This window comes from Pectinatus cerevisiiphilus (assembly GCF_004341685.1).
In the GTDB taxonomy this organism is placed as follows: domain Bacteria; phylum Bacillota; class Negativicutes; order Selenomonadales; family Selenomonadaceae; genus Pectinatus; species Pectinatus cerevisiiphilus.
The window spans coordinates 1-14,724 of the sequence record NZ_SMAA01000022.1 but is presented as its reverse complement, the minus strand read 5'-3'; the positions used below and the strand labels follow the sequence as shown (position 1 = coordinate 14,724).

Annotated in this window: 11 protein-coding genes, 1 pseudogene and 1 riboswitch; of the genes and pseudogenes, 3 read left to right on the top strand and 9 right to left on the bottom strand. The window is 37.5% G+C overall.

Annotation, left to right across the window (positions count from 1 at the left end):
- Positions 1–332 precede the first annotated feature (332 nt).
- Positions 333–2,093: a thiamine pyrophosphate-dependent enzyme gene (locus EDC37_RS11185; RefSeq protein ID WP_132551367.1), complete on the bottom strand. Its 1,761-nt coding sequence runs from the start codon at positions 2,091–2,093 to the stop codon at positions 333–335.
- A gap of 310 nt (positions 2,094–2,403) precedes the next feature.
- On the opposite strand from EDC37_RS11185, the gene EDC37_RS11180 reads away from it, so the two are divergent.
- Positions 2,404–2,769, top strand: a complete 366-nt coding sequence (locus tag EDC37_RS11180) for a winged helix-turn-helix transcriptional regulator (RefSeq protein WP_132551365.1) — start codon at positions 2,404–2,406, stop codon at positions 2,767–2,769.
- A gap of 357 nt (positions 2,770–3,126) precedes the next feature.
- Here EDC37_RS11180 and EDC37_RS11170 read toward each other — a convergent pair.
- Together EDC37_RS11170 and EDC37_RS12705 are read right to left on the bottom strand one after the other, a co-directional pair.
- A pseudogene (locus EDC37_RS11170) lies at positions 3,127–3,402 on the bottom strand (SDR family oxidoreductase); the annotation flags it as partial.
- 284 nt (positions 3,403–3,686) lie between these two features.
- Positions 3,687–3,794 (bottom strand): Maff2 family mobile element protein, encoded by a 108-nt coding sequence (locus tag EDC37_RS12705; protein ID WP_424449998.1) that lies wholly within the window; start codon positions 3,792–3,794, stop codon positions 3,687–3,689.
- Positions 3,795–4,098: 304 nt separating this feature from the next.
- On the opposite strand from EDC37_RS12705, the gene EDC37_RS11160 reads away from it, so the two are divergent.
- Together EDC37_RS11160 and EDC37_RS11155 are read left to right on the top strand one after the other, a co-directional pair.
- Positions 4,099–4,905: a macro domain-containing protein gene (locus tag EDC37_RS11160; RefSeq protein WP_132551363.1), complete on the top strand. Its 807-nt coding sequence runs from the start codon at positions 4,099–4,101 to the stop codon at positions 4,903–4,905.
- Entirely contained in the window at positions 4,902–5,426 is a 525-nt protein-coding gene (locus EDC37_RS11155; RefSeq protein WP_132551361.1) for a TIR domain-containing protein, read from the top strand. The genes EDC37_RS11160 and EDC37_RS11155 overlap by 4 nt, the downstream gene beginning before the upstream one ends.
- Positions 5,427–6,026: 600 nt before the next feature.
- On the opposite strand, the gene EDC37_RS11150 is transcribed toward EDC37_RS11155, so the two are convergent.
- The 6 genes from EDC37_RS11150 to EDC37_RS11125 all read right to left on the bottom strand — a co-directional run bounded on the left by EDC37_RS11150 (position 6,027) and on the right by EDC37_RS11125 (position 14,133).
- Complete coding sequence (locus EDC37_RS11150; RefSeq protein ID WP_132551359.1) at positions 6,027–6,722, bottom strand: hypothetical protein; 696 nt, start codon at positions 6,720–6,722, stop codon at positions 6,027–6,029.
- A 225-nt stretch (positions 6,723–6,947) separates the two neighbouring features.
- Positions 6,948–7,625, bottom strand: a complete 678-nt coding sequence (locus tag EDC37_RS11145; protein ID WP_132551357.1) for a fructose-6-phosphate aldolase — start codon at positions 7,623–7,625, stop codon at positions 6,948–6,950.
- A 311-nt stretch (positions 7,626–7,936) separates the two neighbouring features.
- Entirely contained in the window at positions 7,937–8,488 is a 552-nt protein-coding gene (gene msrA, locus EDC37_RS11140; RefSeq protein WP_165874514.1) for a peptide-methionine (S)-S-oxide reductase MsrA, read from the bottom strand.
- 33 nt (positions 8,489–8,521) lie between these two features.
- Positions 8,522–9,712 (bottom strand): methylmalonyl Co-A mutase-associated GTPase MeaB, encoded by a 1,191-nt coding sequence (gene meaB / locus EDC37_RS11135; protein ID WP_132551353.1) that lies wholly within the window; start codon positions 9,710–9,712, stop codon positions 8,522–8,524.
- 3 nt (positions 9,713–9,715) lie between these two features.
- On the bottom strand, positions 9,716–11,914 hold the full coding sequence (gene scpA / locus EDC37_RS11130) for a methylmalonyl-CoA mutase (RefSeq protein ID WP_132551351.1): 2,199 nt from the start codon (positions 11,912–11,914) through the stop codon (positions 9,716–9,718).
- Complete coding sequence (locus tag EDC37_RS11125) at positions 11,914–14,133, bottom strand: methylmalonyl-CoA mutase family protein (RefSeq protein WP_132551349.1); 2,220 nt, start codon at positions 14,131–14,133, stop codon at positions 11,914–11,916. Before EDC37_RS11125 ends, scpA begins: the two co-directional genes overlap by 1 nt.
- 211 nt (positions 14,134–14,344) lie before the next feature.
- A riboswitch (cobalamin riboswitch) is annotated at positions 14,345–14,524 on the bottom strand.
- Positions 14,525–14,724 lie beyond the last annotated feature (200 nt).

Here is a 14,724-nt window from a genome sequence, read left to right as displayed (position 1 = left end):
GCAGCAAATATGTCATTTCCCGGAAGACGACCCAAAGTAATATTATCTAATAATTATTTTACATCAAATTGTAATATATGTACATAAATTTTACTAAGCACATTCCTTAAAAGCTTTTATTGTATACAATAAATTCGATTAATGCAGGCAGAAAATAACAGTATTATTAGTTTATCCTTATATCCTACCTAATAAAAAAACATTTAGTTACTTAACAAAAACAACCACTTACTCTGGGTAAGTGGTTGTTTTATGCTGGCAAGACATGCAGCAGTGATAATTTACATACGGTTAAAAATTTTAACCAAGGTAACGGATTTTATACTGCACTATTATAACTGCTGTTTTAAAAGCACAGCCAATGCAGGCTGGTCTTCTTTCCCTAATTTATATTTTGCGCAATATTCATCAATTGTTTTTTCATCATATATAGCCGGATCAACAGGTACAAACTGTGTATCAATCGGATCAACATTTTTTATTTTAGCATCGAGCACTATTGGTAAAGAATTACCAGCAGCTGCCAATTCTTCTATTTTTCTAAAAGCATTTTTAAGTTCCTGTAAATTAGCTGCCCGCAAACCTATAGCTCCCATGTTTTCAGCTATAGCCGCCCATTCAGCACCCAATAAATCAATCCCATATAAAGCTTGTCCCGCAACTATCTTTTCATGCTGGATAAACCCCAAAGACTTATTTTCTAAGACTACATTTATAACTGGTATTTTGTACTTTACTTCAGTCAAAAGATCCTGCATTACCATCGCATAACCACCATCTCCGGAAACAGCCCATACCTGCCGTTCTGGGAAACTCAATTTGGCCGCTAAACCTGCTGGCAGACCATAACCCATTGTCCCATACCATGAAGACATCGTCATTTTCTGTTTACCACTTAGGGGCAGCTGCCGTATAGCCCATTCTGTATTGTTGCCGACATCAAGGGCAAAAACGGCATCATCCGCAGCTGTTGCCCCAATCCCTTTTATAACGCTTTCAGCTAACAGCCCGTCACTATCATCATCGGCCAGTTTATCGAGCCATTTATCCCAATTTTGCTTATTCAAACAAGAAGCTTTCAGAAAAGCTGTTTCTTGTTTTACTTTTCCTTTTTCTAATAATGCCGCAAGAAATGATTTCGCATCAGCTAAAATTGTAATATCAGCATCATATTGCTTACCAAGGTCAGCTACATCATTATTAATCTGTATTAATTTTATATTTTTCGGCAGAAATCTGGCAAATGGATAATTTGTGCCCACAAATATTATCAGATCGGCCATTTGGCTCGTTTCAAATGCAGGTTTAGTCCCAAGTCTACCGCGGCAGCCCATATAATTTGGATGTCTTGCCGACATTATCCCCGCGGCAGGCGCCGTTGAAAGGACAGGCAGACTAAATTTTTCCGAAACAGCCGTCACTTCTGCCGCTGCATTACGTGTTCCTTGTCCTATCCACAGTACTGCACGTTCAGCCTTATCTAAGCTTTCGCATACGAGTTCAACGTCTTCTTCCTTTACCGGTATATCCTGCTGTCCTTGTTCCACACCATCTATTTTTTTCGTCTTAAATGGAACAAAATCAATCGTCTTACCTGACAAATCATCTGGAATGATAACTACTGATATAGAATTTGACGCATATGCCGATCGAATTGCTTCATCTAAAACATGGGGGATTTGTTCAGCACTGACAATCTGCTTATGAAACTCTGCCACATCGGCAAAAATAGGATCCTGATTCATTTCTTGGAAAAAGTTAGTATTAATAACCCCTGTCGCCGATTGTCCCACTATAGCTAAAACAGGCACTCTATCCTGACGGGCATCATAAAGCCCATTGAGCAAATGAACAGCTCCCGGTCCAGCAGAACCAAAACATACACCAATTTTTCCTGTTAACTTTGCATCTGCGGCTGCCGCCAAAGCGCCGACTTCTTCATGTCTGACCTGAATATATTTCAAATCATGCCGTTCCTGATAAAAACCATCTACTGTATTATTTATTGAATCCGCCGTTATCCCATAGATATGATCGATATTCCAACTGATAAGAACCTTTGCTAAGGCCTGCCCTGCTGTCATTTCTGCCATTCTCTTAACCTCACTATTATTAATTCATTAAAATTACGCCCTAATTACTTTATAATATATGGTATAATAATATTCGTATATATACATTATAAATTCCAATTTTTATAAAAACAATTACTTACCTTTTTATTACTAACTCATATTAGCCATATTCACTTCACGTTTCTTGCTATACAATAAAACCATATGAACATAAATACCTATTTTAAATAAAAACATTCTATATCTTTTCAGTATGCAAAGTCACTTTCTATAGCATCTTGAGATACTGGTAAACATGAAACAATCTATTGGGAGGTAATATACGACAATGATCAGCAAAGACGAATTACCATCATGTCCGGTAACTACAACAGTACAACTTATTGGCAATAAATGGCGCCTTCTTATTTTGCGTCTTCTATTTGACAGCACCTGCCGTTTCAGTGTATTACTGAAAAACATTCCTGGCATAAGTGCCAAAGTACTTACCGATAATCTTCGTTCAATGGAAAATGATGGTCTCATCACCCGTGAAGTATGTTCCCACTCACCATTACATGTTGAATACAGTATCAGCCCACTGGGTAATGACCTGCGCCCTATCATTACAGCTATACGCAACTTTGGGATAAAATATTGTACCCTGAAACAAAAAACAAGACTTGGATTATCCCTGTCTGATAAAAAATTTTGATAAACTTCTCTATAACAAATAAGCATCATCTTTTTAACCGCTTGCGGCCTAAAGAGGTGGTGCTTATTTATTATGTACTGGTATTTTATTGAAACAATATTTTTTAAATACGCCAAAAAACGGAAGTCCTATTGGCTTCCGTTTTTACATTCATTCTTTTATAAATCACAAATAGAAACATCACCAAATACTTTTTGCCAATCAGCGGCAAAATCATCAACTGCTTTCTTTATTGATGGAATAGCAAATGCAGCCAGCAAAATATCCGGACCTACTGTAGGCAGTCCATGCGAAGTAGATAATTTAAATATTTGCCGATAGTTTTCACATATGCTATATTATGAACTATTCTGATATTCACATAAAAACCATACCATTATTCGGACTAATAACTTGACCAGTCATAGAATCTTGTGTAAGTATTGCACAAATCAAATCAGCAATATCTTCAGGGGATGATATTCGTTGCAATGGAAGATGTCCGCTTAATCTCTTCATTTTTTCTTCTTCTCCTGCCCACCAGCGGGTAAATACTGCAGCAGGAGCCACGCGATTAACACGTATTTCTGGAGCAAGAGCATGTGCCAACGATTTCGTCAAACCGTGAACAGCTACTTTTGATACAGCGTATGGAAGAGAAGAACCAGAACCTAAATTTTCAGCTTTTAACGTCTAAAAATTTAAATAATCCCATTTGGGACTCCTTTATAAATATTATTAAAAAAATTATTTAAATTGCCCATGATGCTTATTCTAGCAGTAAACCTTTCATCCATTCGTTTATTCAGTTGGTGAGAAAACTCATACTAGCCTACCTTAAAACAGACTGGAAAGCATAAGTATAAGTGTTGTTCCCATCAGAATTTTCCCCCCCGGCTATGAACTGTTTACTGCCTCATGATTTCGCGCACAGATTGTCAGCCCCGTAAAGCATTCTCAAAGATAACGCCCCATACGGCAAGTCTCGCGCCAAGAGCCACAATAAGTGTCTGTGAGGTACTACCTGAACTCGTAAAAAATTGCATAATCTGATTACCTCCATCGTTTTATTTCGTTTTGGAGTAGGAAAAGGCCACCATTTCTGGCGGTTGTCACGTCGGACTAAGTTGGCCAGAAGTTCTATATTCAATTTGCAAAGTTTAAAGGGAACACAAACCATAAAAATTGCCATTTTTCTCGTTGTTCTGTGGGAAAATTTGGTATATAATTAAAAATAGTTAGTTGTTTTTAGCAAGTGATTATTAAATGCATAGTATTTTTAGTATAAAGAACAATGTGGATTATTCAGAGCGAAAGACAGTGGATTTGAAAGGTGGAGACAGTTTGTAAATGGAAAAACAAAACACATTTTATCAATTTAAAAGCAAAAGGCTTTGGAAGGATAGTGTCGCAATTGGATTCGCAATTTTTGGTGTTGTCTCGGCTATATTAGGAGTGTTTGGAATATCTTTTTCAGAAATTTCAGGTAATTTTTGGATAACTCTTTTGTCCACGATTGCCTCTCTCATATTTTCGTATTTAGTTGCTGTTGTTTGGCAATGGTGGAACATAAAAGATAATATCACTCTGAAAATTAGAAGAATTAATGTTACGATTCGTCAAGGTGATATTTTTAAAGAAAAGGGATGGAAGGTAATTGGCGTTGATGACAATTTCAGTACATCAGAAGATGACATGATAATTTCACACTCATCTCTTCATGGACAGCTTATCAAGCAGATTAAACAAAATGGCGAAATTGAAGCATTTAAAACTGCTATTTCAAAGGCTAATAATGATACTTCGCTTGGCTGTGTAAAAACATATAATGACTATATTCTATTAGCTTTAGCAAGACTAAATAGTGATAATGAAGCGCATACTGACAATACAAAATATGAAAACACTTTGCGAAAAATGTGGCAAGAAATAGGTCGAATTTATTCAGGGAAGCCTATTTGTTTACCCATTTTGGGAGACGGTATAATTCGCTTTGATGGCGTATCCGAAAAGCCCTCTCCATTTGAATTACTAAGATGTATACTTTGCACTCTAAAAACAAGTAATATTCAACTAAAGGCACCCATTACTATTGTGATTTACGATAGAATAAATGAAATAAATTTTTATAATTTGAAGGTATTTAATACACTATGATTAATTCATACTTAAGACCTTGTACATATATCGCCGCTGATTGGGACAGTGATAGCAACGCAGTACAGATCATTCAAAAATGGAATACTGATTACCGAAAATCTATGTCGTTTAAAGATGCTCATGATTTAGTACAGGCAAGGGATAATAGCCTAAATTGTAGCATAAAAGCTTCTTTAAGTTCTCGTCTTGATGAATCACATAAATTTATCCTTATTGTGGGTAATAATACAAAGACGGTTCGTAGTGGTAGTTGCCAATATTGTGGCAGCTTAAATAGTTATAAACATTATTGTGTTAGAGGACACTCCACTGATTATCGTAGTTATATAGATTTTGAATGTGAAAAAGCTGTTCGTAACGGTCTACAAATTGTTGTTCTTTACAATTCTGGCCTTATTGATAAAGGGAAATGCCCAGATATTGTTAAATGGAAAGGAACACACAAAGAAATGTGGAGCTGGAGTGAGTATCAATGGGTGTGGGATTACAATAAAATTACAACTGCAATAGGGGAATAAACATTAACTAAATAAAAAAAAGATAAAACGAATAATGTTTTCCCCTTATGTTATGATTACTCGATAAATTATTCAGCAGTTTATTGCTAATGTCAATATTAGTTCGCAAAAACCAAGGTAACCCCGAAACAATTAAGCAAACAATTTTTGTCTTTTTCCTTAACCTGTCGTAGTGTATCCAAATTAATATAGCAATGACTTATTGACCAGTATTCGCTGATAACCGGAACATCCATCGATCCATTCTGACTTGGTAGCATTGATTTTTGCATTCATTTCAGCTTCCATAAGCTTTTCACAAAGCCACTTGCACATAGTGCACGTTGGATTATCTTCGGTCATGAGTTGTAGTAGCATTTTTTCTAAAGGTAGGTTCGAATAAATATGAACCATTGGTTTTCAACTCCTTTTAGGTTTGTTTAGTCACTTATCTTTTTCGGAGTTATCAATGGTTTTTTCTATTTCTTTTTGCAAACTTTATTATATTCTTTATATTTCATGCCTGCTGCATAAGCTAGTTCTGCTTGATCTATAACCACCTCCTGTTAAAATTGGGCAATAAAAACCGCTCAGACGTTTCTAAGCGGTTTTAAACATATGTTATTCACTTCTATCATTTTCAGGTTTGGAGCTTACATTATCCAAAAATAGTTTGACATCATCTATTCTTTTATAATCGTTAGATATCACAATATTTATTAAGTGTATCTCTTTATGCATATTTTCAAAACAACTGCATCCAACGGATATAGAATCTAAAGAATTACTATCCTTATCAATATATTTACTTCTAAATGCTGAACCAGTAGGTGCGTTTAAATCAGTGCAACATTCTGCAATTATTTTATTAATATTATCTAAATGCATTTTTACTGTATTGGAAAACCAGTATCGATATTTATTTAAACTTAAACATGTTTTTAATGAAATATGTAATTCTTCGTTAGTATCAAAACATTGTAAATATGGTTTCCCATCATCAAGTTTAGTATCCTTACCATGAATCAGCATTCGTTTTTCTACATCAAGCTCTCCAATAAAGGTGCATAATTTTTCATAAGCGTTTAACCGTTTATCAATGATTTTCTCATAATGATCATTTTTATAGTCTCTATTTGTTTGCCACATATAGTAAGCACCAAAAGCAGCAATAAACGGTGCTACTCCTGTTAATAATTTTGTAATTATTTCTAAATCGGCATAAGTTAGTATTTGTATTATAAAATTTTGATATACAAAAATCCCTAAACTTGAAGTAATTAATCCAATCAAAATACCTATTAAATACTTTTTCATAAAAACCACCTATTAATTAAGATGATATTATTATATCATAAAAGCCGCTCACCTTTCGGTTGCGGCTGTGTGTTACTGTTACTATTCACTTTTCTATAGTATAGCATGGTTAATTATAAAATGAATTTGAATAGATAAAAATCCATAGTGACCTCGTGTTATGATTTAGGTATCTAATCAAAAAAAACGGAAGTCCTATTGGCTTCCGTTTTTACATTCATTCTTTTATAAATCACAAATAGAAACATCACCAAATACTTTTTGCCAATCAGCAGCAAAATCATCAACTGCTTTCTTTATTGACGGAACAGCAAATGCAGCCAGCAAAATATCCGGACCTACTGTAGCGGTCTGTGCTCCACATCTAAAAGCTGTATTGACCTGTGCAATATTTTTAAAGCTCGCTGCCAAAATTTGTGTTGAATATCCATAAGCAGCTATCATATCAGAAAAAGTGGCGATTGTATCAGCCGCGTCAATATCCAGATTTTCCATACGATTAAAATAAGGTGCTATATAGTCCGCTCCTGCTTCCATTGCCATCAGTCCCTGTGTCTTTGTGTAAATAGCAGTAGCGGTTACACCGACTCCTTCTTTTTTTAGCAACCGCATCGCTTTTAAACCTTCTGGTGTTGTAGGTACTTTTATAAATACATTTTTATCTACTTTATCCAGTATCGTATGCGCTTCTTTCAAGATACCGTCACTACATTCAGCCAGAATTTGCATATGCAGTGTTCTATCCTTGCCGATTATCTGGCGTATCTTTTTAAAATGGGCAAAAAAATCTATTTTGCCTTCTTTTTTAATGATGCTGGGATTACTTGTAACCCCGGCGATCGGTAATAAATCTGTACATTTTTCAATCATTTCGATATTGGCCGTATCAACCAAATATTTCATTAAACTCATCTCTCCTCTATCTATTTATCGACTTGTATTTCTTTTATTATAGCAGATTTATTCTATGAGCCGTGTGCTAAAATATTTCCTGCCATGCGGAAAATTATAAGGACCAACTTCTTTTATCGTTTTAAACTTCTCAGCCATTTTAGGTATTAATACTATTAAATCATTTGTTTATTTACAAAAATATCAAAGATATTGTCCATAATAATAATGAAAAATATTTAAACTGCGACAGATATAAAAAACCGCCATGCCGATATTTTCTAATATTCCAGCATGGCGGTTTTTACAATATTTAGCTGTCTTTAACTTGCGGTAATTATTTCCAATTCTCTAAGGCGCATAAAATTTATAACTGTTTCAGTCGCAGGATTTTTCCGCAGATAATACTGATGTACTTCTTCTGCGGGATAAAAATTCTTAAGAGGCAGTGCCTCCATATAGCATTTTCTACCAAGCATCCCAGTGTCCGACATCATGGATGATGACTTTTGACGCTTACTTTTTATAAAATGCATATAGAATTGGACTATTGCTTCATCCTCTTGTTCATCATAATACACACCGTTGCGGTACATATTCCCTGCGTATTTTTTTTGTTTATTCGGGGTATAAGGATCGATAACAGTACATAAAATATCCAGCAGTGTAGAAAGATCTATTCGCTTTGGATTATAGGATATCTTTATCCCTATTGCTGCACCAGTACCACCTGCCAACACATCCTTATGCTGAGGATTAGCTGTGCATGAATTTATATACCCAGCTTTTGTAGCAACAACTCCTCTTACCCGAGAGAAAAGTTCCTGAAGTTCATAAAAATTACCACCCGCGAAATAAATATTTTTAGTATACAATCTTCTACCTCCTGACGCCAATCAGGTAATACGTTAAGATTTATCACCATGTGGTGTAAAAAGACCAACATGTCTTTTAGCAGCACGCTCAACATCAAATAAATTTATCAGTTCCGCAACAGCCTGCGTAGGTGATATTTTACCAGTCAGCACTGCCTGCCGAACCTCCGGCATACGACCAGTAATTACAGGATCATCAAAGAATAAATTGTGCAAATGTTCATCAATCATACTATGCACCCAATCCAGCAATTGATTTTCCCGGCGTTTCTGAAAGGAGCCCTTATCTTTTGTCATCTTGACAAAAATTTCTATTACTTTCCACAGTTCTTTTAATCCTGTCTTTTTTATAGCAGAACAAAGATAAGCATGTGTCTGCCATCCATCCGTAGCTGGGCGGATATATTCTATCATCCGTTCATATTCACCGCGCGACACTTTGGCTTTTAATAAATTATCACCATCAGCTTTATTAATAACTATTGCATCAGCTAATTCCATTATGCCTTTTTTTATGCCTTGCAATTCATCTCCGGCGCCAGTCAAAACAACTAACATAAAGAAATCTACCATTGACCGCACAGTTGTTTCCGATTGGCCTACACCAACTGTTTCAATAATTATTATGTCATACCCGGCAGCCTCACACATAAGCATTGTTTCACGACTTTTTCGTGCTACGCCACCTAATGTCCCACCGGCAGGCGATGGTCTGATAAAAGCGTTCTGGTTTCTTGACAATGTTCCCATCCGTGTTTTATCGCCAAGGATGGACCCTTTTGTCACAGAACTTGTTGGATCGACAGTCAGCACAGCAACTTTATGTCCCATATCACAGAGCATATTGCCTAGGGCTTCTATTATCGTACTCTTTCCTGCACCCGGAACTCCTGTTATACCGACACGCAGTGCTTTTCCTGTGCGCGGCAGCAATTGTTGCAGCACTTGCTGCGCTTTAGCAAAATGATCCGGATTATTGCTTTCAATGAGTGTAATGGCACGCGATAAAACCATACGGTTGCCTTCTGCTACGCCATTTATATATTCATCAACGGATAAAAACATTTTCCGCTTTGGTTTTTTATTACCGTTCACCAATTGCGGATTTATATTACCTACTGTTGTATCTGTGATTCCTTCTATACCACCCATCACACTACAGGCAAAGGCTTTATTCTTTTTTCCCGGTGCCCAATCGGGTTTGAAACTTTTATATTCAGCCATAATTTATACCCCGGCCAGTTCCGCTTTAGCCTCTTTAATTAAAAGTGTAAGCAGCTTTATACCTGCTTCAGGAATATTGGTACCTGGTGCAAATATAGCAACTGCACCATGTTTGTAAAGAAAATCATAATCCTGTACTGGTATTACACCACCAATAGCCACCATAATATCTTCACGTCCAAGCTTTTTCAATTCTTCAACCAACTGTGGTAAAAGCGTTTTATGTCCAGCAGCCAAAGAACTGAACCCTACCATATGCACATCATTGTCAACCGCATCCTGCGCAGTTTCTGCTGGTGTCTGGAATAAAGGCCCTACATCGACATCCCAGCCCATATCAGCAAATGATGAGGCTATAACTTTTTGTCCTCTATCATGTCCATCCTGTCCCATTTTGGCAACAAAAATACGTGGCCGGCGCCCTGTCAATTTTTCAAATTTATCGGCCATATCACGAGCTTTTTCCAGCTCTGTTTTGTCGGTAAATTCAGATGAGTACACTCCTGATATTGTGTGGATAACGGCATTGAAACGACCCGACACTTTTTCTACCGCATCCGATATTTCACCCAGAGATGCATGGGCTCTGGCTGCATTTACAGCAAGTTCCAGCAAATTGCCGTTGTCACGTGATTCTGCTGCTTTAGTAAGTGCTTCAAGGCAGCTGCGGACTTCATCGGCATTTCTTTCCGCACGCAATTTTTTCAACCGTTCTATCTGTGAATTGCGCACTACTGTATTATCTATGGCTAAAATCTGCAAAGGATCTTCTTTTTCCAGACGATATTTATTAAGACCAACTATTGTTTCATTACGTGAATCTATTTGTGCCTGACGGCGGGCAGCAGCTTCTTCAATACGCATTTTCGGCAAGCCTGTGGAGATAGCCTTAGTCATGCCGCCTAATGCTTCTACTTCCTGAATATGTGCCCATGCACGTCTGATTATTTCATTTGTCAGTGCTTCTACATAGTAAGAACCACCCCATGGATCAATTATCTTACATACACGCGTTTCATCTTGGATATAAAGCTGTGTATTACGGGCAATCCGTGCAGAAAAATCTGTCGGCAAGGCTATAGCTTCATCGAGGGCATTTGTATGCAACGATTGGGTATGCCCCAAAGCTGCCCCCATGGCTTCCATACAGGTGCGGGCAATATTATTGAACGGATCTTGCGCTGTCAATGACCAGCCTGACGTCTGGCAATGGGTACGCAGTGCCATAGATTTGTTATTTTCTGCACCAAAAGATTTAACTATTTTAGCCCAAAGGACACGCGCTGCACGCATCTTTGCTACTTCCATAAAATAATTTTTACCTATTGCCCAGAAAAATGATAAACGTTTCGCAAAAGCATCTATTGGCAAACCTGCTTTCATACCTGTACGTATATATTCAAGTCCATCAGCCAGTGTATAGCCGAGTTCAATATCAGCTGTAGCTCCGGCTTCCTGCATATGATAACCGGAAATAGAAATACTATTAAATTTAGGCATGTATTTTGTCGTATATTCAAAAATATCACCGATAATACGCATCGACATTTCCGGTGGATATATATACGTATTACGAACCATGAATTCCTTCAAAATATCATTTTGGATGGTGCCTGCCATAACGCTTTTATCTACGCCTTGTTCTTCTCCTGATAAAATATAGAACGCCATTATCGGCAGTACCGCACCATTCATTGTCATTGATACGGACATCTGGTCAAGTGGTATACCGCTAAATAATATCCGCATGTCTAGAATAGAATCAATGGCAACACCTGCTTTACCTACATCACCTAAAACACGTGGATTATCTGAATCATAACCACGATGCGTCGGCAGGTCAAAAGCTATTGACAACCCTTTCTGCCCTGCTGCCAGGTTACGGCGATAAAAAGCATTCGATTCTTCTGCTGTAGAAAAACCTGCATATTGGCGAACTGTCCATGGGCGAAATACATACATAGTAGAATACGGCCCACGCAGACATGGCGGAATACCACTGGCAAAATCAAGATGATTCATATGTTCATATTCATCAAAATTATAAATTGGCTTAACAGGAATATGTTCCATCGTTTTGCCTGTAAGATCATCATAATTTGCACCTATTTCTTTTTCCAATTTTTTTATCCATTCTTCTTTTGAATGGGCAGGTGCATCACCAAGGCTGATTTTACTGAAATCAGGATTTTTAAACACCATTAGTCAATCATCCCTTTCTTTTTTTGCAACGACTGCAAAATTTTGTAGCAATTAGCCCTAACTGAGATAAAATCATCAACCCCGGCTTCTCGATAAGTTCCTTCAAGATCCTTAGGTGCTGCACCGGCTAAAAACACCGTTGCAGCAGGCAATACCTGTTTTAGTTTAGGCGCAAGCTCCGGTACTATTTCCGGATAAGTTTTATCTGTAGAACATATAACAACTGCATCAGCATTTGATTCTTTCGCTGCTGCGACTGCTTCATCAATAGATTTAAACCCATCATTAGGCATAACATCAAAATCGCCTACCTGCAAAAAGCTGGTAGAAAATTCAGCTCTGGCCTTATGCTGTGGTATTGGTCCCATGTTGGCAAGAAATATCCTGACATTTTTCCCTGTATTTTTCTTATAATTTTCAGTGATGTTGCGCAATGCTTCATATCTTTCACTCCAACGGTGTGGTAATATAGGTGCGATACCTTCACTTGCACTTACAGCACCTTCCTGTTGGCATAAAACTTTACGCAGCTCAGCAAGCGAATTGCCCGCTTTAACAGCTTCAATAGCATTATCTACGAATTTTTCTTTACTACTCGTACGAAAAGTTTCCAAACATTCCTGCTTAAATATTTCATCAATATCCGACAAATAATCCCCTATATCATTCATACGTTGTTTCTTTAAAGCATCCACGTCTTCAGCACGTTTATCAATAAGTTTTTCTGTCGTGTTCGGATACATATTATTCCCAACAATACGATCTTTTCTAAATTCTGCATTTTTAAATCTTGCCTGCAAAATTTCATCTATTTGCTTTTGCGGATATTCTTCCCGCAGTGCAGCCATCAATCCACCTTTAGCTTCTATTAACTGAAACTCTGCCCATATCTTTTCCTTTATTTCCTTGGTAAGACTTTCCACTGCCCAAGAACCACCGGCAGGATCAATAGGCTGTAACAAACCAAATTCTTCTTGCAAAATAATCTGTACATTACGCGCGATACGGCGGGAGAATTCGTCCCCTTTTCTGATAGGTTCATCAAAAGGCGCATTTTCGTAGGAATCAACCCCACCTACTACACCGGAGAATATTTCTGTGGTATTTCTAAGCATATTTACATACGGATCATAAACCGTCTTAAAAAATAATGCAGGACGGGCATGGATATACATCTTTTGCGATTCTGCATTGCCCCCAAACGCTTTTACTATTCTAGCCCAAATAGGCCGAACAGCACGCAGTTTTGCTATTTGCATAAAGAAATTTGCACCCATAGAAAAAGTAAAGCTTATCTGAGTGGCTGCTTCGTCTATTGTCATACCGCGTTCCAATAAAGCACGCAAATAAGAAACAGCCATAGAAACAGTGTATGCTATTTCCTGCACATCGTTGGCTCCGCCACGGCTGAATGCATCACTACGTACCATTATTGTTCTGAGCTTCGGTGCATTCTTCTTTGCCCATATTGCACATTCATACATTTCGTCATACAATGCTTCAAGTGACGCATAATTTTTACCATTGCTTATTAATTCGCCAATAGGGTCTGCCCCTATTATTCCCCGCACATTTTTTACGGGATGCCCAGATGCCCGCAAGGCTGCAACAACCATGGAAAGAATAGGAAGTGCAGAGGCACCTGTATAAATGTAAAGATTGTATTTATCTAAATCTAGCCCATTAAGCAGCTGGTGCATATCTTCCAGCGTACTTACACTACAACCGCCTTCTCCTACCTTAGCCGCATACTGTGCATCTTTATTTTGTAAAGTAGCTCTATCAAGTTTTATATTATAGATAGTTGAGCCTCTGTCTACTTCATGTTTTAACAGCTCATTATTTTCCTGCGGTATGGTTTCATCACAAGCTTGGGCAATTCCCCAAGGACTTTTGATATAACCATTAACCCTCGCGCCACGCATAAAATCATCCATACCAGGAAATGATTTTTTAGGCAAAATATCTTCCGTCATCACTCTTGTATACATTGGTTCAAAGGTTATGCCTTCATATGTCTTCGTATACATTTTTTTGTCAAACGGTGCCCCCTTGAGCAGTGCAATGCATGCTTCCTTCCATTCCGCATATGTAGGCGGCACAAATTCATCGAGGGGAACTTTAGGGAAATCTGTTTGCTGATCTGCTTTGTTCAAAATAGCCTGAAGATCAAGATTACTGGAACTTGTTTTATCTTGATTTTTTGCATCATCTTTCATTGTAAACCTCCTCTTATTGCAAAACAAAAAAAACCTGCCTGCGAAAAGCAGGCAGATTAAATATCTGTTTCAATAAAATTCCTCTGGAAAATAAAAAACCGGCCCAAATAACAAAGCCGGAGAAAATTACCATGTGATTCCTATCCACAGTATCAAATCTCCCTTCCTATCTCTCGCAGGTATAAGCATCAGTAGACGAACACTGATACTAACGGTGATGTTAAAACAGGCAGTTCTCCTGGCTCAGAATCATTGTTTTTTCAAGCCTTCCCAAAGCATTTGCTTCAGTGGCACAGTTTGAAAAACTCTTCTTTACAGTGGCGGGACCGCTCCGGCTTCATACCGAATTCCCTATTAAGTCATTTCTGACACCTGTTTCCAACTATATTTTATTTTCATGTTAATATTAGCTTTATTTATTCAATTTGTCAATCAAATTTTTTAACCTAACCCGCAAGAAGTCCGCTACTTCTTAGGTGGGGGATGAAGGCGGGTATGGCGAATTTACGCAAGTAATTGAGTCACACGATTGCTTTTTGTCTTATTTTGTAGTATGATCAGTCGTAAAAGACAAAGGATTGATTATACAGT